Source organism: Brevundimonas sp. FV1ye29L (assembly GCF_058681095.1).
This window is the reverse complement of the sequence record NZ_CM178730.1, coordinates 1,593,443-1,612,367: the sequence shown is the minus strand read 5'-3', so window position 1 is coordinate 1,612,367 and position 18,925 is coordinate 1,593,443. Positions and strand designations below refer to the sequence as shown.

22 protein-coding genes and 1 tRNA gene are annotated in these 18,925 nt (G+C 65.2%); 2 read left to right on the top strand and 21 right to left on the bottom strand.

The window, feature by feature from the left end; genetic code table 11:
• Position 1: 1 nt before the first annotated feature.
• From nuoK to ACW17W_RS07825, 17 genes are all read right to left on the bottom strand, one after another.
• The gene (gene nuoK / locus ACW17W_RS07905; RefSeq protein ID WP_492080204.1) at positions 2-310 is read right to left on the bottom strand and encodes an NADH-quinone oxidoreductase subunit NuoK; all 309 of its coding nucleotides are present in this window, start codon (positions 308-310) and stop codon (positions 2-4) included.
• The gene (locus ACW17W_RS07900) at positions 310-939 is read right to left on the bottom strand and encodes an NADH-quinone oxidoreductase subunit J (RefSeq protein ID WP_492080203.1); all 630 of its coding nucleotides are present in this window, start codon (positions 937-939) and stop codon (positions 310-312) included. The genes nuoK and ACW17W_RS07900 overlap by 1 nt, the downstream gene beginning before the upstream one ends.
• Positions 940-1,183: 244 nt before the next feature.
• Positions 1,184-1,675 carry an NADH-quinone oxidoreductase subunit NuoI gene (gene nuoI / locus ACW17W_RS07895; RefSeq protein ID WP_492080202.1) on the bottom strand — a complete coding sequence of 164 codons (492 nt, stop codon included), beginning with the start codon at positions 1,673-1,675 and terminating at the stop codon, positions 1,184-1,186.
• Positions 1,675-1,899: a hypothetical protein gene (locus tag ACW17W_RS07890; protein ID WP_492080201.1), complete on the bottom strand. Its 225-nt coding sequence runs from the start codon at positions 1,897-1,899 to the stop codon at positions 1,675-1,677. The genes nuoI and ACW17W_RS07890 overlap by 1 nt, the downstream gene beginning before the upstream one ends.
• Before the next feature lie 5 nt (positions 1,900-1,904).
• On the bottom strand, positions 1,905-2,969 hold the full coding sequence (gene nuoH, locus ACW17W_RS07885) for an NADH-quinone oxidoreductase subunit NuoH (protein WP_492080200.1): 1,065 nt from the start codon (positions 2,967-2,969) through the stop codon (positions 1,905-1,907).
• Between the two features lie 6 nt (positions 2,970-2,975).
• Entirely contained in the window at positions 2,976-5,021 is a 2,046-nt protein-coding gene (gene nuoG / locus ACW17W_RS07880) for an NADH-quinone oxidoreductase subunit NuoG (protein ID WP_492080199.1), read from the bottom strand.
• A complete protein-coding gene (locus ACW17W_RS07875) occupies positions 5,014-6,123 on the bottom strand; it encodes a hypothetical protein (protein ID WP_492080198.1) in 1,110 nt (369 codons plus the stop codon). The genes nuoG and ACW17W_RS07875 overlap by 8 nt, the downstream gene beginning before the upstream one ends.
• 3 nt (positions 6,124-6,126) lie before the next feature.
• On the bottom strand, positions 6,127-7,440 hold the full coding sequence (gene nuoF / locus ACW17W_RS07870; RefSeq protein ID WP_492080197.1) for an NADH-quinone oxidoreductase subunit NuoF: 1,314 nt from the start codon (positions 7,438-7,440) through the stop codon (positions 6,127-6,129).
• Positions 7,441-7,442: 2 nt separating this feature from the next.
• Positions 7,443-7,685, bottom strand: a complete 243-nt coding sequence (locus tag ACW17W_RS07865; protein WP_492080196.1) for a hypothetical protein — start codon at positions 7,683-7,685, stop codon at positions 7,443-7,445.
• Positions 7,685-7,954 carry a hypothetical protein gene (locus ACW17W_RS07860; RefSeq protein WP_492080195.1) on the bottom strand — a complete coding sequence of 90 codons (270 nt, stop codon included), beginning with the start codon at positions 7,952-7,954 and terminating at the stop codon, positions 7,685-7,687. The genes ACW17W_RS07865 and ACW17W_RS07860 overlap by 1 nt, the downstream gene beginning before the upstream one ends.
• Entirely contained in the window at positions 7,951-8,625 is a 675-nt protein-coding gene (nuoE, locus tag ACW17W_RS07855; RefSeq protein ID WP_492080194.1) for an NADH-quinone oxidoreductase subunit NuoE, read from the bottom strand. Before nuoE ends, ACW17W_RS07860 begins: the two co-directional genes overlap by 4 nt.
• Complete coding sequence (locus ACW17W_RS07850; RefSeq protein ID WP_492080193.1) at positions 8,625-8,816, bottom strand: hypothetical protein; 192 nt, start codon at positions 8,814-8,816, stop codon at positions 8,625-8,627. Before ACW17W_RS07850 ends, nuoE begins: the two co-directional genes overlap by 1 nt.
• The gene (locus ACW17W_RS07845) at positions 8,813-9,166 is read right to left on the bottom strand and encodes a hypothetical protein (protein WP_492080192.1); all 354 of its coding nucleotides are present in this window, start codon (positions 9,164-9,166) and stop codon (positions 8,813-8,815) included. The genes ACW17W_RS07850 and ACW17W_RS07845 overlap by 4 nt, the downstream gene beginning before the upstream one ends.
• Positions 9,163-10,446, bottom strand: coding sequence for an NADH-quinone oxidoreductase subunit D (locus tag ACW17W_RS07840; RefSeq protein ID WP_492080191.1), 1,284 nt, complete (start codon positions 10,444-10,446; stop codon positions 9,163-9,165). The genes ACW17W_RS07845 and ACW17W_RS07840 overlap by 4 nt, the downstream gene beginning before the upstream one ends.
• Positions 10,446-11,051 (bottom strand): NADH-quinone oxidoreductase subunit C, encoded by a 606-nt coding sequence (locus ACW17W_RS07835; RefSeq protein ID WP_492080288.1) that lies wholly within the window; start codon positions 11,049-11,051, stop codon positions 10,446-10,448. Before ACW17W_RS07835 ends, ACW17W_RS07840 begins: the two co-directional genes overlap by 1 nt.
• Positions 11,052-11,128: 77 nt before the next feature.
• A complete protein-coding gene (locus ACW17W_RS07830) occupies positions 11,129-11,764 on the bottom strand; it encodes a NuoB/complex I 20 kDa subunit family protein (protein ID WP_492080190.1) in 636 nt (211 codons plus the stop codon).
• On the bottom strand, positions 11,734-12,111 hold the full coding sequence (locus ACW17W_RS07825; protein WP_492080189.1) for an NADH-quinone oxidoreductase subunit A: 378 nt from the start codon (positions 12,109-12,111) through the stop codon (positions 11,734-11,736). The genes ACW17W_RS07830 and ACW17W_RS07825 overlap by 31 nt, the downstream gene beginning before the upstream one ends.
• A 328-nt stretch (positions 12,112-12,439) precedes the next feature.
• Between ACW17W_RS07825 and ACW17W_RS07820 the strand changes: the two genes are divergently transcribed.
• Positions 12,440-12,516, top strand: a tRNA-Asp gene (locus ACW17W_RS07820).
• 41 nt (positions 12,517-12,557) lie between these two features.
• On the opposite strand, the gene ACW17W_RS07815 is transcribed toward ACW17W_RS07820, so the two are convergent.
• The 4 genes from ACW17W_RS07815 to ACW17W_RS07800 form a co-directional block, all read right to left on the bottom strand.
• Entirely contained in the window at positions 12,558-13,037 is a 480-nt protein-coding gene (locus ACW17W_RS07815; protein ID WP_492080188.1) for a VanZ family protein, read from the bottom strand.
• Positions 13,038-13,098: 61 nt separating this feature from the next.
• On the bottom strand, positions 13,099-14,349 hold the full coding sequence (locus ACW17W_RS07810; RefSeq protein ID WP_492080187.1) for a glycosyltransferase: 1,251 nt from the start codon (positions 14,347-14,349) through the stop codon (positions 13,099-13,101).
• A gap of 112 nt (positions 14,350-14,461) precedes the next feature.
• Positions 14,462-14,647 carry a type II toxin-antitoxin system antitoxin gene (locus ACW17W_RS07805; protein WP_492080186.1) on the bottom strand — a complete coding sequence of 62 codons (186 nt, stop codon included), beginning with the start codon at positions 14,645-14,647 and terminating at the stop codon, positions 14,462-14,464.
• On the bottom strand, positions 14,647-15,537 hold the full coding sequence (locus ACW17W_RS07800; protein ID WP_492080185.1) for an SPFH domain-containing protein: 891 nt from the start codon (positions 15,535-15,537) through the stop codon (positions 14,647-14,649). Before ACW17W_RS07800 ends, ACW17W_RS07805 begins: the two co-directional genes overlap by 1 nt.
• Positions 15,538-15,742: 205 nt before the next feature.
• Between ACW17W_RS07800 and ACW17W_RS07795 the strand changes: the two genes are divergently transcribed.
• Positions 15,743-18,919, top strand: a complete 3,177-nt coding sequence (locus tag ACW17W_RS07795) for an autotransporter outer membrane beta-barrel domain-containing protein (RefSeq protein WP_492080184.1) — start codon at positions 15,743-15,745, stop codon at positions 18,917-18,919.
• The last annotated feature ends 6 nt before the right edge of the window (positions 18,920-18,925 follow it).

Sequence of the window (18,925 nt, the reverse complement as noted above, 5' to 3'; positions counted from 1 at the left end):
ATCAGCCCTTCATCACGGAGGCGTCGTCAACCGCGATATCGCCGCGGTTGCGGAAGAAGGTCACCAGTACGGCCAGACCGACTGCGGCCTCGGCAGCCGCGACCGTCAGCACGAACATCGCCATGATCTGCCCCTGCACGTCATGCAGATAGGCCGAGAAGGCGACGAAATTGATGTTCACCGCGAGCAGGATGAGCTCGATCGACATCAGGATGATGATGACGTTCTTGCGGTTCACGAAGATGCCGAACACCCCGATGGTGAACAGGATGGCGCCCAGCGCCAGATAGTGTTGCAGGCCGACGACCATCAGAGAAGCTCCTCGGGGCTGACGCCGGCGCCGGTTCCGACGCCCTTTTTGATCTCGATGGCGGTCTTGGCGTCGCGGGTCACCTGCTGGTGGATGTTCTGGCGACGCACCCCCGGCTTGTGGCGCAGGGTCAGGACGATGGCGCCGATCATGGCGATCAGCAGCACGATGCCCGCCGCCTGGAAGATGTAGACGTAGTCGGTGTAGAGCACCCGGCCGATGGCCTCGATGTTCGACGTTCCCGAGGCGCCGACCGCCGGGGCCGTGGCGTCCGCCGCCGCCCCGCCCGACGCGACCGTCACCGAGATCACGATCATCTCCACCAGCAGAACCGCCGCGATGATCGCCGCGAACGGCAGATAGCGGGCATAGCCCTCACGCAGCCGGACGAAATCGACGTCCAGCATCATGACGACGAACAGGAACAGAACCGCCACGGCGCCGACGTAGACGACCACCAGAAGCATGGCCAGGAACTCGGCGCCCATCAGCACGAACAGGCCGGCCGCCGAGAAGAAGGTCAGGATCAGGAACAGGACGCTGTGCACGGGATTGCGCGCCGTCACGACCAGAAAGGCCGAGACGACCGCGACCGTCGCCAGGATGTAAAAGGCTATGCCTTGCAGCATGGACGGGACCGAGCCCCCTTCAGAAATTCCAGTGCGGCGGAATCGCCGCACCTCTTAGACATTTCCCTCTCCCGGCGGGAGAGGGCTTGAGCGCATGAGGCCGTATTCGGCCTCATGTTTGCGCGAAAGGGTGAGGGGTTACGGTGCAAACCGGCTCCCATCGCAACCCCTCACCCGCTCGCGCCAGAACGATCGCTTCGCTCTCGTGCGCGATCTCCCTCTCCCTCAGGGAGAGGGAAAACCCTCAGCGATACGGCGCATCCAACTCCAGATTCTTCGCAATCACGCGTTCCCAGCGGTCGCCGTTATCGAGCAGCCGCTGCTTGTCGTAGTAGAGTTCCTCACGCGTCTCGACGCTGAACTCCTGGTTCGGCCCCTCGACGATGGCGTCCACCGGGCAGGCCTCCTGGCACAGGCCGCAGTAGATGCATTTGACCATGTCGATGTCGTAGCGGGTCGTGCGGCGGCTTCCGTCGGCGCGCGGCTCGGCCTCGATCGTAATGGCCTGGGCCGGGCAGATGGCCTCGCACAGCTTGCAGGCGATGCAGCGTTCCTCGCCATTGGCGTAGCGGCGCAGGGCGTGTTCGCCCCGGAAGCGCGGCGACTGCGGGTTGCGCTCGAACGGATAGTTGACCGTCATCTTGGGACGGAACATCTCGCGCACCGTCAGGCCGAGGGCGCCGAAGGCGTCCAGCAGCAGGGCGCCCTTCACGGTCTGGGTCAGTCGGGCCAGCATCAGTTCGCATCTCCGGGACGGCGGCAATCGCGTCGATAGCGGTCGCTGTCCTTGTTCATCATCCCGCACAGGCGGACGCGTTCGGCCTCACGCCGCTGGATATCTTCCTGACGGCGTTCCCACTGATAGATCGAGGTGGGGTCGCCCTCATACGGCCGGGGAAAGGCGCAGCCGGCGGTCGCCAGGGCGATCGGGGCCAGGGCGGTCATGGCGACACGGGTCATCCGGTTCACGCCCCCACCGCAAAGACGCGCCAGGCCGAGACCGCAACCACAGCCACCAGAGAGGTCGGCAGGAAGATCTTCCATCCCAGACGCATCAGCTGGTCATAGCGATAGCGGGGCACAAAGCCCTTCACGATCGAGAACAGGATGAACCAGATGATGATCTTGGTGAAGAAGGTGGCCAGATAGATCGTGTACTCCAGCCAGGCCGGCAGGGCGTCGAGCCAGTCCTGCGGCACGCCCGGGTTCCATCCGCCGAAGAACAGGATGGTGATCATCGCGCACATGAAGATGATGTTCACATACTCGCCCATCATGAACAGCAGATAGGGCGTCGACGAATATTCGACCTGATAGCCGGCCACGAGTTCGGACTCGGCCTCGGGCAGGTCGAACGGCGGACGGTTGGTCTCGGCCAGGGCCGAGACGAAGAAGACGATCATCATCGGGACCATGATGACCACGGTCGGCCAAGTCCCGGCGCCGCCGCCCAGGACGAACCAGTTCCAGATCGCGCCCTGCTGGGCCATCACGATCTCCGACAGGTTCATCGTCCCGGCCAGCAGGATAACGGTGATGATCACCAGACCGATAGAGACCTCGTACGACACCATCTGCGCCGCCGACCGCAGGGCGCCGAGGAAGGGGTATTTAGAGTTCGAGGCCCATCCCCCCATGATGATGCCGTAGACGCCCAGCGAGCTGATCGCGAGGATGTACAGGATGCCGATGTTGAGGTCGGAAATGACCCAACCCGGGGCGAACGGGATCACCGCCCAGGTGATGAAGGCCGTGATCACGGTGATGACCGGCGCCAGCAGGAAGACCGCCTTGTCGGCGCCCGCCGGCACGACGATCTCCTTCAGGACGAATTTGATCATGTCCGCAAAGGACTGGAGCAGGCCGAACGGGCCGACCACGTTCGGGCCCTTGCGCATCTGGATACCCGCCCAGATCTTGCGGTCGGCCAGCAGCAGGAAGGCCACGGCGATCAGCACGCCGACCGTGACCAGCAGGATCGCGGCGGTGGTTACGATGAACCAGCCCAGAGGTGTCGTCCAGAATTCCATCGGCCCCTACTCCGCCGCCATCGCGGCCGGCTGGACGCGCAGGGCGCTCAGCTCGGCCATGGTCGCGCTGGCGCGCGCGATCGGATTGTTCAGATACGGATCCCGCGTCGCCGAGACGAAGACGGCGTCGCCCAGGTCGCCCTTGACGCCCAGTGCCGAGGGGTCAAGGCCCGCGCCCGGGGCCAGATAGTCGATCCGGCCGAAGGTCGGATGGTCGGCCATCAGCTTCGACCGCAACTGGTCCAGACTGTCGTACGGCAGGGTCTGGCCGACGTGCGCCGACAGGGCGCGAAGAATGGCCCAGTCTTCCTTGGCGTCGCCCTTGGGGAAGACCACCCGTTCGGCCATCTGCACCCGGCCCTCGGTGTTCACATACAGGCCGGACTTCTCGGTATAGGCCGCGCCCGGCAGGATGACGTCGGCGCCGTGGGCCCCCGCGTCGCCGTGGCTGCCCAGATAGACGCGGAAGGCGTTCGAGGCCGTCGCATTGACCTCGTCGGCGCCGAGCAGGAACAGCACGTCCAGGGCGTCGGGCTTCAGCATCTCCGCGACAGTCAGGCCGCCGTCCGCCGGCACGAAGCCCATGTCGAGACCCGCGACGCGCGAGGCGGCGCTGTGCAGCACATTGAAGCCGTTCCAGCCGTCGCCGACCACGCCAGTCTTCTTCGCCAGGGCGCCGAGGGCGTTCAGGACGGCCGCACCGGTCGTCCCGCCCAGGGCCGAACCGCCGACGATGATGGCGGGGCGCTCGGCCTTCATCAGGGCGTCAGTCGCCGCCTTCGGCAGCTTCGCCAAGGTCTTCGCCCCGGCGCCGAGCCAGCTGTAGCCATAGGTGAGGTCGGCCTGTTCGCCGATGACGGCGATCTCGGCCTTGCCCGCCAGCCAGATCTTGCGCAGCCGGGTGTTCAGCAGCGGCGCCTCGGTGCGGGGATTGACCCCGACCAGCAGGACATAGTCCGAATTCTCAATGCCTTGCAGGCTGGAGTTGAACAGCCAGCTCTCGCGCGGTCCATCGCCCAGCGCCGCGCCGTCCTGACGGCAGTCGGTGTTGGCCGACCCCAGGGCGCGGAACAGGTCCAGCGTCGCCTTCATCGACTCCGCGTCCTGCAGATCGCCGGCGATGGCGCCGATCCGGTTCGCCGGCGCGGCCTTCAGCTTCGCGGCCACGACCGACAGGGCCTCGTCCCAGGACGCGGCGCGCAGCTTGCCGTTCTCGCGCACCCATGGCCGGTCCAGACGGCGCTTCTGCAGCCCGTCAACGGCATAGCGGCTGCGGTCGGCCAGCCATTCCTCGTTAATGCCCTCGTTGACGCGCGGCAGGATGCGCATGACCTCGCTGCCCTTGGCGTCGGCGCGGATGTTGGAGCCCAGGGCGTCCATGACGTCGATGGTCTCGGTCTTCTTCAGCTCCCACGGACGATAGTGGTACTGCCACGGCCGGTGGGTCAGGGCGCCGACGGGGCACAGGTCGTTGACGTTGCCCGACAGCTCCGAATTGACCGCCTGTTCCAGATAGGTGGTGATCTCGGCGTCCTCGCCGCGGCTGATCATGCCGATGTCCGGCGCCCCGGCGATCTCCGAGACAAACCGCACGCAGCGGGTGCACTGGATGCACCGCGTCATGAAGGTCTTGATCGTCGGACCCATGTTCTTTTCTTCGACGGCGCGCTTGTTCTCCGAATAGCGCGAGCCGTCGCGGCCATAGCCGACCGACTGGTCCTGCAGGTCGCATTCGCCGCCCTGATCGCAGATCGGGCAGTCCAGCGGGTGGTTGATGAGCAGGAACTCCATCACCCCTTCGCGCGCCTTGCGCACCATCGGGGTGTCGGTGAAGATTTCCTGGCCGTCGGCGGCCGGCAGGGCGCAGCTGGCCTGGGGCTTGGGCGGCCCCGGCTTCACCTCGACGAGGCACATGCGGCAGTTGCCGGCGATCGACAGCCGCTCATGATAGCAGAAGCGCGGGATTTCCTGCCCGGCGCGCTCGGCGACCTGGAGCACGGTCATCCCGGGCTCGAACTCGACTTCTACGCCGTTGACCATTGCTTTAGGCATCGGCGCCTCCACTTACAGGCACCAGACTAAATGGCGCATTGCTCTGATGCATCGTCCGGAACCGCGCAACCTCGATATCGCTGACTGTCCGCACGGGAAACCGGTCTCTAGCAGTTTTCAATTCAGAGAGATTGATCATCTCCCTTATTGCCTCATCAGTACCGTCGACGAGAGATTCTATGTCGTCGCTATCGAACTCAAGCAGGTCGGGATTGTCTTTATCGCGAGCATTTGTCATAGAGAATCTATGTATGTAAGCGTAATTACGCACTAACAACGCAATTATTGAATGATTTACTGGATAATCTATGTCAATTTTGTCTATCACATAAGACTTTGCCAGCACTTCGACCGCAGATTTTGATATGTTTCCGCTTAGCTTTACGGAACCTTCAATCGCCATAAGAGCTAAGACGACATTCATCTGTTCTTGGACCAAAGCTTCCAGTATCGTCTTCGATTTCTTTGTTGACCCTCGGTGCTCTTGCCACTCTTTTACAAGAGCCGAGGTGATTTGAGCGACACAACCGCCAGCAAAACCAATCAACGCTACATAAAGAGCGACCTGCGCAGTTACTGGAGCGGTGGTCGCAACTGGCTGGCGCGCGATCAACTGATTTTTTTGAGCGTTCGATGCGTGATTTTGGGAAGCAGACACGTCCGGAAGCGTCTGGCTGATTGTCACCCGTTCGCCGTCCAGCACGAACCGCGTTACCGGATCGCTGGTCTCGTTCATCCAGCGGTCTTGGCCCGGGTCGGTCGCATCTACCGGTTTCCAGCTGATCAGATCACCCTCGACCCGGCACTGGGCCCGGCGGCGTCCGCCGTCGACCGGCGCGCGCCACGAGGCATTGACCACCCGGCCCTCCAGTCCGTCGATCTGGATGTCCGCCACGCCCTGCCCGTGGATTTCCGCCAATCCGGCCTGACAGACGCGGCGCAACTGTGCAGCGGTCAGGGCCACCGGCGCAGGGGGCACCGCTTCGGGGGCCGGGGTCGTCGCCGAAACCGTATCCGCCGGCGTCGGCGTAGCCGTCTCCGCTCGCTCGCCACAGGCGGCGAGGGTCAGTCCGGTCAGCGCGATGACGGCGTAGGTCCGCATCCCCTACTCCGCCGCGATCGCATGGCCGGCGAAATTCGCGCGGCGGCTGCGGTACGACGAGATCCGCTCCTCGATCTCATGGCGGAAGTGCCGGATCAGACCCTGAACCGGCCAGGCGGCGGCGTCGCCGAGAGCGCAGATGGTGTGGCCCTCGACCTGTGACGCCACGTCCAGCAGCAGGTCGATCTCCGACGGATCGGCCTCGCCGACCGCCATCCGCTCCAGCACTCGCCACATCCAGCCGGTGCCCTCGCGGCACGGCGTGCACTGGCCGCAGCTCTCGTGCTTGTAGAAATAGCTGATGCGGGCGATCGCCTTCACCAGATCGGTGCTCTCGTCCATCACCACGACGGCGGCGGTGCCCAGACCCGAGCGCATTTCACGCAGGGAATCGAAGTCCATCAGGGCCGTCTCGGCCATGTCGCGCGTGATCAGCGGCACCGAGACCCCGCCCGGGATCACGGCCTTCAGATTGCCCCAGCCGCCGCGAACGCCGCCGCAATGCTCTTCCAGCAGCTGGCGCATCGGGATGCTCATGGCCTCCTCGATGTTGCAGGGCCGGTTCACATGGCCGGAGATGCTCATCAGCTTGGTGCCGGCGTTGTTCGGACGGCCGAAGCCCGCGAACCAGTCGGCGCCGCGACGCAGGATGGTGCCGACGACGGCGATCGACTCGACGTTGTTGACCGTGGTGGGGCAGCCGTACAGACCCGCGCCGGCCGGGAACGGCGGCTTCAGGCGCGGCTGGCCCTTCTTGCCTTCCAGGGATTCCAGCAGGGCGGTCTCTTCACCGCAGATATAGGCGCCGGCGCCGTGGTGGATGTAGACGTCAAAGTCCCAGCCGTGGACGTTGTTCTTGCCAATCAGCCGGGCCTCATAGGCCTGCTTGACCGCCGCCTCCATCCGCTCGCGTTCCAGCACATACTCGCCACGCAGATAGATGTAGCAGGCATGCGCCTGCATCGAGAACGAGGCGATCAGGCAGCCCTCGATCAGCAGGTGGGGATCATGGCGCATGATCTCCCGGTCCTTGCAGGTGCCGGGCTCGGACTCGTCGGCGTTGACCACCAGATAGTGCGGCCGGTCCTTGACCTCTTTCGGCATGAAGGACCACTTCAGACCCGTCGAGAATCCGGCGCCGCCGCGACCGCGCAGGCCCGAGGCCTTCACATTGTTGATGAGCCAGTCCCGGCCCATGTCCAGCATGTCCTTCGTGGCGTTCCAGCAACCGCGCGCCTTCGCCCCCTCCAGACCCCAGTCGTGGAGCCCGTACAGGTTGGTGAATATCCGGTCTTTGTCTTCGAGAATGCCGACCATGGTCAGTCGCGTCTCCTGCCGAGGCTGTCGGCCTGGTTCATTTTTTGGCGTCCCCACAGTGCGAGGCCGGCCCCGATCAGGCCCATGACCGCGCCCACGAGGGCGAAGATATCACCGTCCTCACCGAGCGCGCCCAGCAGGCCCGCTGCGGCCAGACAGGCCCCGATGGCGACGTCGCCCAGCCCCATCCAGAAGAACAGGCGGCCCGCCGTCGCGGCGTCCATGGTCTTGTTCGTCCCGGCCATCACAGACCCTCGGCCAGACGGCGACGGTTGTAGCGGGTCCGCAGGAAGGTGGCGGCCAGGAACAGGACCCAGCCCAGACCCAGCATGGCGTAGCCGGCGTTGGTGGCGAGGTCCGGCGCGCCGACCCAGCCCTGACGCACGGCCATGATCAGACCGGCGGCGGCCACGATCAGGGCCAGTCCGGCCAGCCGCAGCGACCGGCCGACGCTCTTCAGCTCGCGGCGATAGGTCGCCCGGCCTTCGTCGGTGTCGAGATCGACCGGCGTCATGCGGGCGCCTTCCCGGCGACGGGATCGCTGTTCGGCAGCTTGTCGATCGGCCTGGCGGCCGAGCCGTCATACAGCTTCGGATCGGTCAGGGTCAGGGCCCCGCCTTCGGGCGCCGAGTTGACGCGATCGATCCGCGTACCGGGCTTCGGCGTCTTGCCGGCCGCGAAATCGTCGATGATCTGGTTCATGTCCGAGGCCGTCAGGTCCTCGAAATAGTAGTCGTTGATCATGGCCATGGGGGCGTTGACGCAGGCGCCGAGGCACTCGACCTCTTCCCAGTAGAATTTGCCGTCGGCCGACAGGGTCTGTTTCGGCCCGATGCGGTTCTTGCAGACCTTCATCAGCTCGCCGGAGCCGCGCAGCATGCAGGGCGTCGTGCCGCAGACCTGGATCAGGGCGGCCGATCCGACCGGCTCCAGCATGAACATGGTGTAGAAGGTCGCGACCTCCAGCACCCGGATATAGGCCATGCCCAGAAGGTCGGCGATGGCGCGCAGGGCAGGCTCGGAGACCCAGCCCTCCTGCTTCTGGACCAGCCACAGGATCGGGATCACCGCCGACTGTTTGCGGTCGGCGGGGTATTTGGCGATCCACCAGTCGCATTTGGCCTTCGTCGCCTTCGAGAAGGCGAACGTGGCGGGCTGGTCCTTGGCGAGGCGACGAACCGACATCAGACGTCCATTTCCGAATCCACGACGATCCCGTCGCCGAGCATTTTCTTGCGCAGCACCACGACCTTGTGCTGGCCGTTCCGGCGCAGCAGCACGCTGTGCTGATAGGCGGCGCCCGAGGCGTCGGTCGTGGAATAGCCGACGATCTCCCAGCCCTGCTGGACCAGGCTGCTGATGGGGCGGTCGCTCATTGGTGCGGCCTCCCCGACTGATTCAGCACCTCAATCCGCTTCCGTGCGCGGCGCACGACGGGGAGCAACAAAAAGCCGCCAAACCCCAGAACCAGCAGCACGACCTGCGTGGGGCCCCACCAGCCGTTCTCACTCAGACCTGGCACGACTGCTCCCGCGACAATCATCGCCAGCATAGGGGCCAAAGGCGCGACCGAAAGTGCTTCATCCTTGAAGCGCCCACGTGTCCCGCCTGGGTGCTGCACATTGCGCTTGTCCGTCAGGTTGGCGACCAGAAGGAAGCCGGCGATCAGCACAAAGCCGAAGACAATAACCAGTCCGAAGCTGATGTTCGAAAGCACCTCGATCACCGGTCAACCTCCCCGAACACGATGTCGAGCGAGCCGAGGATGGCGGACACATCGGCCAGCATATGGCCGCGGTTCATCCAGTCCATGGCCTGAAGGTGGCGGAAGCCGGGGGCCGAAATCTTGACGCGGTAAGGTTTGTTCGTGCCGTCGGACACGACATAGACGCCGAACTCGCCCTTGGGCGCCTCGACGGCGGCATAGACCTCGCCCGGCGGCGTTTTGAAGCCTTCTGTATAGAGTTTGAAGTGGTGGATCAGGGATTCCATCGACCGCTTCATCTCGCCACGGCGCGGCGGGACCACCTTGTTGTCCTCGGCCATGACGGGCTCGCCCGGACGATTCCGCAGCTCATGGATGCACTGCTCCATGATGCGGATCGACTGTTTCATCTCGGCGATGCGGCACAGATAGCGATCCCAGCAGTCGCCGTGCTTGCCCACCACCACATCGAAATCGAGGTCGGCATAGCACTCGTACGGCTGCGACTTGCGCAGGTCCCAGGCGATGTCGGAGCCGCGCAGCATGACGCCGGTGAAGCCCCAGGCCAGGGCCTGTTCCTTTGACACCACGCCGATGTCGACGTTGCGCTGTTTGTAGATGCGGTTCTCGGTGACCAGCGACTCGATGTCGGCCAGCTTGGTCGGGAACAGTTTGCACCAGGCGTCGATGTCGTCGATCAGCGCCGGCGGCAGGTCCTGATGCACCCCGCCCGGGCGGAAGTAGTTGGCGTGGAGGCGGGCGCCGCAGGCCCGCTCATAGAAGACCATCAGCTGTTCGCGCAGCTCGAAGCCCCACAGCGGCGGCGTCAGGGCGCCAACGTCCAGGGCCTGGGTCGTCACGTTCAGCAGGTGAGACAGGATGCGGCCGATCTCGGAATAGAGCACCCGGATCAGCTGGCCGCGATACGGAACCTCCAGCCCCAGCAGCCGCTCGACCGCCAGGCAGAAGGCGTGCTCCTGATTCATCGGCGAGACATAGTCCAGCCGGTCCAGATAGGGCACGTTCTGGAGGTAGGTACGGGCCTCCATCAGCTTTTCGGTGCCGCGATGCAGCAGGCCGATATGCGGATCGACGCGTTCGACGACCTCGCCGTCCAGCTCCAGCACCAGACGCAGAACGCCGTGGGCGGCCGGGTGTTGCGGGCCGAAATTGATGGTGAACTTGCGGTCGTCCAGCTCGCGGGCATGGGCGGTGCGGGTGTCCGGCGCGTCCTCGAACGCGTCAACGTCGAGGGCGGCCACGGGGGCGGCGGCAGGGGCGATGGGATGTCCGTCGGCCATCAGGCTTTCCCTCCCGAAGGCGCGGCCTTGCCGGCCGCAGCGGCCTGGGCCGCCTTTTCGTCGCCCGGCAGGACGGCGTCCGGATAGTCGGCGCCCTCCCACGGGGACAGGAAGTCGAAGTTGCGGAATTCCTGCGTCAGCTTGACGGGCTCATAGACCACCCGCTTCAGCTCATCGTCGTACCGGACCTCGACATAGCCGGTCATCGGGAAGTCCTTGCGCAGCGGATGTCCCTGAAAGCCGTAGTCGGTCAGCAGCCGGCGCATGTCGGGATGGCCGGCGAAGATCATGCCGTACATGTCGAACGCCTCGCGCTCGAACCAGCCGGCGGCCGGATAGACCGGAATGGCGCTGGCCACGGGCTGGACCTCGTCGGTCGAAACCTTGACCCGGATGCGCGCATTCCGCGTCAGCGAGAGCAGATGATAGACCACGTCGAACCGCTCGGCCCGCTCGGGATAGTCCACGCCGCACAGGTCGATCAGCTGCTGGAACCCGAACCGGTCCCTGAGATCTATCAGGACCTCGATGATCCGGTCACGATGGCAGGTCAGCGTCAGCTCGCCATAGGCGACGTTCGCCTCCACGCCCAGCTCGGCGACCATCTCCTGACCCAGCGGGGTCAGCACGGCGGCATGGGCCTGGATCTGCTCGACCGTCCCCAGAGAAAGCAGCTCGCGGCTCATCGCTCGATCGTCCCGGTCCGGCGAATCTTCTTCTGCAGCTGCAGCAGCCCGTAGACCAGCGCCTCCGCCGTCGGCGGGCACCCGGGCACATAGACGTCCACCGGCACGATCCGGTCACAGCCGCGAACGACGCTGTAGCTGTAGTGATAGTACCCGCCGCCGTTGGCGCAGGACCCCATCGACAGCACATAACGCGGATCCGGCATCTGGTCGTAGACCTTGCGCAGGGCCGGGGCCATCTTGTTGGTCAGGGTGCCGGCGACGATCATCAGGTCGCATTGGCGCGGGCTGGCGCGCGGCGCCATGCCGAACCGCTCCAGATCATAGCGCGGCATCGCCGCCTGGATCATCTCGACCGCGCAACAGGCCAGGCCGAAGGTCATCCACATCAGCGAACCGGTGCGGGCCCAGGTGATGACGTCGTCGAGCGGCGCCGTCAGGAAGCCCTTTTCGGCCACCTCGGTGTTGACGGCCTCAAAGAATTTGTCGTGCAGGGCGGGGTCATAACCCTCGACCCTCGAGCGCGCGCCCTGGCCGTAGGGACTCAACAGCGGGGAAGCGCCCTGATCGCCGCGGCCGATCAACGGAATCTCGTTGGTGACTATTCCCATTCGAGAGCGCCCTTCTTCCATTCGTAGATGAAGCCGACCGTCAGGACGCCGAGGAAGACCATCATCGACCAGAAGGCGAAGATCATCCCGCCCCTCGACAGGTCGAACATCGACACGGCCCAGGGGAACAGGAAGGCGACCTCGAGGTCGAAGATGATGAAGAGGATCGACACCAGATAGAACCGCACATCGAACTTCATGCGCGCATCGTCAAAGGCGTTGAAGCCGCACTCATAGGCCGACAGCTTTTCCGAATCCGGATTGGACGGCGCCATCAACCATGCGGCGACCATGAACAGCACGCCGATCACGGTCGCGAGACCGATGAAGATCACGATCGGCAGATACTGGAGAAGAAATGCATTCATTCGAGAGACCTCGCGCGCCAAATCGCGCGCGCATGGGGAGGACGGCGGATTCGCCGCTTTCTAGACCCAAGAGCGCCGCCGTTCAAACCCATGCAGCCAAAGGATTTTATGAGAATGGTTCGCAGATTTTTCAGGCCTGATCTTCAGGGGCGTCCGCGCCCATCCGCAGAACCCCGGCCATGACCACGATACCCATCCCCGGCGTATCAGCGGTCCACGACCCCTCAGCAGAAAAGGTCGGAAATGTCCGCATGGGTCGCTTGACAGGGCAAGCCGCCCCCGCCTAAACGACGCCCCTCGCCGCGACGCACTGCGCCGCGACGGAAATGCGGGTGTAGCTCAGTTGGTTAGAGTGCCGGCCTGTCACGCCGGAGGTCGCGGGTTCGAGTCCCGTCACTCGCGCCACTTCTTGTGAATGCAAGGAGTGGCGCGTCCGCCCCCCTACCCTACTGGTCCTGTATGACCGCAGCTTCCGGATTGCCGACGGGCTCATGCGCATCACCGCGCGACCGACGGCGATCCAGGCCCGCGATTTCACCGACCGTCAGGTCCGGATGGGCGCGAGCCATCCAGCGAATCTGCTCGATGACGCCCGGAATCAGGGCGACGCCGATTCCCAATACGTCCGCCCCGACATCGACGACCGACATACTGCGCCCGGTCAGCCCCTGCAGCAGTTCGATGAAGACGCCAAAGCCCGCCGCGCCCAGCGCGATATCGCTTCGGCGCCAGCCAGGGGCGATCAGAAACAGGCCGGTCGTGGCGACGAAGAAGGCGATCGCATGAGCCGCCTTGTCCGACAGTCCGAAGACCGCTTCCAGACCCTGGAATGGTCCCAGCATCAGAAAGGCCAGGCCCAGGATCGCTGCTGCGGCGGCGAAACGGGCGAGGCGGACAATCTGTCGGGGTGTCAGGCGGTTGATCATTCGCCCACCCTGCCCGGACGGGACGAAGATTGGGTTTACGCCTGCGCCGGACCGCCGGGGATCAGTGCACGGCCCAGTCTGCAGCCGGCTGGACGAAACCGGCCCGGCCGCTGACGTCGCCGTAAACCATGCACAGGTCCTCGAAGACCCGATTCCAGGCGAAATGTTCAACCGCATGGACACGTGCGGCCCGGCCGATGGCCTCGACGTCGCGCGCGAACAGGGCCTCGATCGCCTCGGCATAGTCGGCCGGATCGGCCGAGCGGGCCAGTTGCCCGACCTCGGGCGTCACCGTCTCGGCCACGCCGCCGGCATTGACCCCGACTACAGGGCGGCCACAGGCCATGGCCTCCAGCACGATAAGGCCGAATGGCTCCTTGTCATTGGCGTGAACAAAGGCGTCGCAGCTGGCGATGATGCGCGCGACGGCCCGGGGGTCCCGCTCATAGGGCAGGGCGATGACCCGATCCTCCGGCGGCATGCCCGTGCCGGCCCCGACCAGAACCAGATGATAGGGCGGGCCCAGCTTCTGGACCGCCTCGATCAGGACATCGATGTTCTTTTCCTTGGCCGGCCGCCCGGCGAAGCACAGCAGGCGGGCGTCGGCGCCCAGGCCCAGCTTCTTGAGCAACCAGTTCCGGTCGCCCCGATCCGGACGGAAGGTATCGATTTCCACGCCAAGAGGCCGGACGACGATGTTGCCCACGCCCGCCTCCTCCAGACGGCTGGCGATAAACCGGCTGGGCGAAACCACGCGGTCGAACTGGGAAAACAGGCGGGCCCAGCGCTTCTCAACCGGCTTCTTGGCCCATTCGCCGAAATGCAGGGCGGCGAGCCCCGCCGGATCCGAGTGGCAGAAGCCGATCACCGGGCATCCCGCCCTTTGACCGGCCTCGATCGCCCCCTGTCCCGGGGTATAGGGATCGCCGGCCTCGATCAGGGCGGGCTTCATAGACGCCACCCATGCCCCCCAGCGCCGCACGGAGGTCGGCCACCGATAGCCGTCGCCGAAGGGCAATTTGGTCGCCCTCAGCTTGATGATGCCGTCGCTGCCGGCCTCATGCCGAGCGCCCGGGACGACGAGGGAGTGGGCCACGCCCGGCCGATTTTCGGCCAGCCACGCCTTTTTGGACAACAGATACCGTTTCACCCCGCCCGAACGCGGGGCGTAGAGCATTGTGGTGTCGACCAGGCGCGGACGAGGATCTTCGGACGACATCCGCAAGGATTTCAACGTCGCGGCGACCTCCTCGTCCAGTCCTGGAATCAGCTGCAGTTCGCCTTCCTGGACATCGAGATCGATCATGCTCATGAATGGCGGCTCCGCAGGTTCCGACGCCCCAACGCGCCCCGCTTCCTTTCGGATGCGTTCGGACGATCTGGAACGAACCACCATGCGCCCCTAGACCCGGCTGCGGCCAAGCTCAAGCGCTATCATTGTCCGGCCTGATCTCCATGACAACCAGCCCCCGCCGTATCAGGGCCTCGCGCAGCAAGACCTCCACCTGGGCATTTACAGAGCGCAGTTCGGCGGCCGCCAGACGTTCGACCGCCGCCATCACCCCCGGCGAGGCCCGCATCAGGAAAGGCTTGCGCGGCCGTCCCGCCATCAGCCGTAAAGCGTCCCGGTATTGACCACAGGCTGGGCCTCACGGTCGGCGCACAGCACCACCAGAAGGTTGGACACCATGGCCGCCTTCCGGTCCTCGTCCAGATCCACCACCCCGCGCTCATTCAGATCATGAAGGGCGCTTTCGACCATACTGACCGCCCCGCGCACGATCATGCGGCGGGCCGACAGGACGGCCTCGGCCTGCTGGCGGCGCAACATGGCGCCGGCAATTTCCGGCGCATAGGCCAGATGCGCCAGCCGGGCCTCATCCACAGCGATTCCGGCCGCCCCCACCCGCTTGGCCAGTTCGTCGCGAAGGCGGGCGGCCACATCCTCTGCGTCGGCGCGCAGGGTCAGTTCCTGATCGACGCCGTCCACCTGCTCGCCGTGGTCATAGGCATAGTGGGAGGCGATATCGCGCAGGCCGGTGTCGATCTGGATGTTCACAAAGGCCTGATAGTCATCGACGTCGAACAGCGCCTGCGCCGAATCCTGCACCCGCCAGACGACGTTGGCCGCGATCTCGACCGGATTGCCCCGCCTGTCGTTGACCTTGAGCTTGTCGCTGGTGACGTTGCGGGCGCGCAAGGAGATCTTCTTGCGGCTGTACCAGGGCAGGACCCAGCGCAGGCCGGTGTGGCGGTCAGTGCCCCGATAGTCGCCGAACAGCAGGATCGCCATCGCCTCGTTCGGCTGCAGCGAATACAGGCCGCACACCAGAACAAGGCCGACGCTCGCAAGGCCCACGCCCGCCACGACGGCGACGGCTGAGCCGGGATTCCGGGCCGCAAGGACTGCCCCCCCGATCATCAGGCCGATGCCGATCAGGAGCATCAGGACCCCGTTGGCGGTCCGCGCCTGGCGCTCCTGGGATTTCGACTGGGTCATTTCGCCTCCCCGCAGTTTTGACACCAAAATGATATCAAACCGGTATTGCAACGACAGGCCTTCGTCAACCGTCGTCCTGCCGAATGCCGCGTCTTCGGCCTTGCATTCGCCTCAAATTCGAGAAACTTGAGGCAGGCCCGCGCGGCCCCTGTTAGAGGGTCGCCGCATCCGTGCGCCTGCCTGTCCACAGGGATTGTTTGATCGAATGCGTAAACTGCTCGCGACCGCTGCGGCGCTCGGCCCCCTGATGGTCGCAACCGGCGTCCAGGCCGAGGTGGTCGTGTCCAACTCGCGCGCCACGCCGATCCAGACCTCCAACGCCACCGGAACGGCCGCCGACAATATCCGGCTGTCCAGCGGGGGGGCGATTTCTGTGACCTCGGGCGCGGCGATCACTGTGAACTCCAACAACACCGTGGTGCTGGATTCGGGCAGCACCATAACCATGGCGAATTCGGCAAACGGGGCCACCGGGATTCTCGTCAACGGCGGGACCACCACCAACCTCACCGTTTCTGGCAGCATCACGGTCGTCGACGACCTCGACACCTATCCCGACAGTGACAGCGACGGCGACCTGGACGGTCCGTGGGCCAACGGGTCCAACCGATACGGGGTCCGTCTGGCCGGCGCAGCCCCGGTGACGGGCAACGTCCTGATCGAATCGGCCGGGACCATTCGCGTCGACGGTAATGATTCCTTTGGCGTGGCCGTCGATGCGCCGCTGATCGGAAACCTGGCCTCCTACGGAACGATTTCGACCTTCGGCGATCGCTCGACGGCCATCAGCGTGGCGGGCGCAGTGACCGGCAATGTCGGCATCGACGGTTCGGTGGCGGCCAACGGCCAGGACGCCACGGCCATAGCGACGACAGGCGACATTTCGGGCCGCCTGACGGTTCAGGGCTCCGTCTCGTCCAGCGGATATCGCTACACCAGCCTGGGCAGCGACGCCTTTGTCGCCAAGCTGGATGCTGACGACCTGTTGCAAGGCGGCTCAGGGGTCAGCGTCGCCGGCAATGTCGGGGGCGGGTTAGTTCTGGACAGCGCACCCACCGCAAGCACGACCAACTCCGATGTCGACGGCGATGGGCGCCCGGACACGTCGGAAGGCACTGCGGCGATCAACACCTACGGCAGCGCGGCAGCGGTCCAGGTCGGATCGGCGACGCGTGCAATCACGCTTGGCGTGGCCGGGACCGGCGACAATGCCTACGGCTTTATCAATCGCGGAACGGTCGCGGGCTCCGGCGTCTATGACGGGATATCGGCCACGGGCGCCCGGTTCGGCGTAGCCGGCGGTCAGGCGGTCTCCGTCAATGGCGGGATACGCAACGAAGGCTCCATCGCCGCCCTGTCCAATGGCGGCAGCGCGACCGGTCTTCGGATCGCTGCGGGGGCCAGCACCCCGACCCTGTTCAACAGCGGCTTCATCACGGCGGGGGCCGCCGCCAAGACCACCTCGCAAGTCAGTTCGGTAGTGATCGAGGCCGGCGCCAGCCTGGGCTCCATCGTCAACAACGGCTCCTTGCTGACCACGGCATCCGGCGGCGTCGGCGACCTGACGGCCATCCGCGATCTGAGCGGCACCCTGACGTCCATCACGAACAATGGTCTCATTCAGGCCAATCTGACCCCCAATGCCGCCGGGGACGCCATCACCGGATCTTCGACGGCCATAGACGCCCGCGCGAATACGACCGGTTTGACAGTCCGCCAGACGGGCATTCCGAGCAGTGCGGACAACAAGGAGGACGACGACGACAAGGACGGGATCGTCAACTCCGAGGAGCCGGCAATATTCGGCGCAATCCAGCTCGGCTCCGGCGCGGACCTGGTCGATATCCAGAACGGCGTGGTGGTCAGCGATATCGCCTTCGGAGCCGGCGCGGACCGACTGCAGATTTCCGGCGGCGGATATGTGCGGGGGGCGGTTTCAGACACCGATGGCCGGCTGGACATCAATGTGTCGAACGGAACCCTTGAGGCGCGCCAGACGACACAGCTTGCGGTTACCGGTCTCAACGTCGGGGCCGACGGCAACCTTCTGGTGGCCTTCGATCCCGCGGGTTCGACCTCAGGCGGATTCAAGGTCAATGGCGCAGCGAACCTGGCGACGGGCGCCGGACTGGGCGTGCGGTTCACCTCGCTGCTCACCGGGCCGCGTCGCTTCACCCTGGTCGACGCCGACACCCTGACGGTGGGGGTTCTGGACCAGACCGCCCTGGTGGAGAATTCGCCGTTCCTTTATGTGGTGAGCTCCGGAACGGACCTCGCCGCCGGCGAGATCTACGTCGATGCGCGGCGCCGGACGGCCGCCGAGGCGGGGATGATCTCTGTCGAGGCCTCGGCGTTCGACGCCTTCTATTCGGGCGTCAACGCCAACAGCACCCTGTTGTCGGCCTTCCTTGGTCAGACCAACCGCGACGGCTTCTTCAACCTGTATGAGCAGATGCTGCCGGACCATTCCGGCGGCCCCCTGATGTCCCTGGCCAGCGGGGTCGACGCCGTCACCCGCGCCCTGACGGGCCGCAACGCCTCCGCCGGCGTCGGTGAGACCAGCGCCTGGGTGCAGGAAATCAACTTCTACGCCGACAAGGACAAGACCGACACCTATGGCTTCCGTTCGGAAGGCTTCGGCGTGGCCGGCGGCATCGAGCGCGGCACCGGTTTTGGCGCGCTCGGCGTCTCGGTGGCCTTTACCTCGTCAGACATCCAGGACCCGGAAGCCGAGGCCGAGGAGGTCCTGTCGTCCAACCTGATCGAACTGGGCCTCTACTGGCGCGCCCAGGGCCAGAACTGGACGACCTGGGCGCGGGCAGCGGGCGGCTACGCCTCCTTCGACGCCACCCGATCACTGGTCGGCGAGGGCCTCTATCTCAACAACACCTCGGAATGGAGCGGCTTCACCCTGGCCCTGGCCGGCGGCGCCTCCTACGAGCGGAATTTCGGCCGGCTCAATATCCGTCCCGAGGTCTATGCCGAGTATTTCGGCCTGAACGAGGACGCCCGGGTCGAGACCGGCGGAGGCAATGGTTTCGATCTCGAGATCGACGATCGCAAGGGCCACATCTTTTCCACCGTGGCGGCCGTCAACCTCGGCTACGGCCTCGGCACCGATGGCTGGATCCGCCCCGAGGTCCGTCTGGGCTGGCGCCAGAACATATCGGTCGATGCCGGCGAAACGATCGGCCGGTTCGTCAACGGCAGCGGCCCGGACTTCCGCCTGACGCCCCGGGCCGTCGAGGGCGGCGGTCTGATCGCCGGCTTCCGCCTGTCGGTCGGCAACCAGCTCGGCATGCTGTCCATCACCGGTGATGCTGAAAAGCTCGAGGACTACATCCGCTACACCCTGCTGCTGCGGGCCAGCTTCAAATTCTGATCCGTC

Coding starts and splice junctions, on each gene's coding strand:
- nuoG (WP_492080199.1), bottom strand. CDS start 5,021: ATGCCTAAAGCAATGGTCAACGGCGTAGAAGTCGAGTTCGAGCCCGGG.
- ACW17W_RS07835 (WP_492080288.1), bottom strand. CDS start 11,051: ATGGTCGCCGAGCTGGGCGTGGAGGCGAACGTCGCCTATGGCGAGCTG.
- ACW17W_RS07840 (WP_492080191.1), bottom strand. CDS start 10,446: ATGGCCGACGGACATCCCATCGCCCCTGCCGCCGCCCCCGTGGCCGCC.
- ACW17W_RS07825 (WP_492080189.1), bottom strand. CDS start 12,111: ATGAATGCATTTCTTCTCCAGTATCTGCCGATCGTGATCTTCATCGGT.
- ACW17W_RS07875 (WP_492080198.1), bottom strand. CDS start 6,123: ATGCGGACCTACGCCGTCATCGCGCTGACCGGACTGACCCTCGCCGCC.
- nuoK (WP_492080204.1), bottom strand. CDS start 310: ATGGTCGTCGGCCTGCAACACTATCTGGCGCTGGGCGCCATCCTGTTC.
- nuoE (WP_492080194.1), bottom strand. CDS start 8,625: ATGTCGGTTCGTCGCCTCGCCAAGGACCAGCCCGCCACGTTCGCCTTC.
- ACW17W_RS07815 (WP_492080188.1), bottom strand. CDS start 13,037: ATGATCAACCGCCTGACACCCCGACAGATTGTCCGCCTCGCCCGTTTC.
- ACW17W_RS07860 (WP_492080195.1), bottom strand. CDS start 7,954: ATGACGCCGGTCGATCTCGACACCGACGAAGGCCGGGCGACCTATCGC.
- ACW17W_RS07865 (WP_492080196.1), bottom strand. CDS start 7,685: ATGGCCGGGACGAACAAGACCATGGACGCCGCGACGGCGGGCCGCCTG.
- ACW17W_RS07805 (WP_492080186.1), bottom strand. CDS start 14,647: ATGGCGGGACGGCCGCGCAAGCCTTTCCTGATGCGGGCCTCGCCGGGG.
- ACW17W_RS07810 (WP_492080187.1), bottom strand. CDS start 14,349: ATGAGCATGATCGATCTCGATGTCCAGGAAGGCGAACTGCAGCTGATT.
- ACW17W_RS07830 (WP_492080190.1), bottom strand. CDS start 11,764: ATGGAAGAAGGGCGCTCTCGAATGGGAATAGTCACCAACGAGATTCCG.
- nuoF (WP_492080197.1), bottom strand. CDS start 7,440: ATGGTCGGCATTCTCGAAGACAAAGACCGGATATTCACCAACCTGTAC.
- nuoH (WP_492080200.1), bottom strand. CDS start 2,969: ATGGAATTCTGGACGACACCTCTGGGCTGGTTCATCGTAACCACCGCC.
- nuoI (WP_492080202.1), bottom strand. CDS start 1,675: ATGCTGGCCCGACTGACCCAGACCGTGAAGGGCGCCCTGCTGCTGGAC.
- ACW17W_RS07800 (WP_492080185.1), bottom strand. CDS start 15,537: ATGACCCAGTCGAAATCCCAGGAGCGCCAGGCGCGGACCGCCAACGGG.
- ACW17W_RS07890 (WP_492080201.1), bottom strand. CDS start 1,899: ATGACCCGTGTCGCCATGACCGCCCTGGCCCCGATCGCCCTGGCGACC.
- ACW17W_RS07850 (WP_492080193.1), bottom strand. CDS start 8,816: ATGAGCGACCGCCCCATCAGCAGCCTGGTCCAGCAGGGCTGGGAGATC.
- ACW17W_RS07900 (WP_492080203.1), bottom strand. CDS start 939: ATGCTGCAAGGCATAGCCTTTTACATCCTGGCGACGGTCGCGGTCGTC.
- ACW17W_RS07795 (WP_492080184.1), top strand. CDS start 15,743: ATGCGTAAACTGCTCGCGACCGCTGCGGCGCTCGGCCCCCTGATGGTC.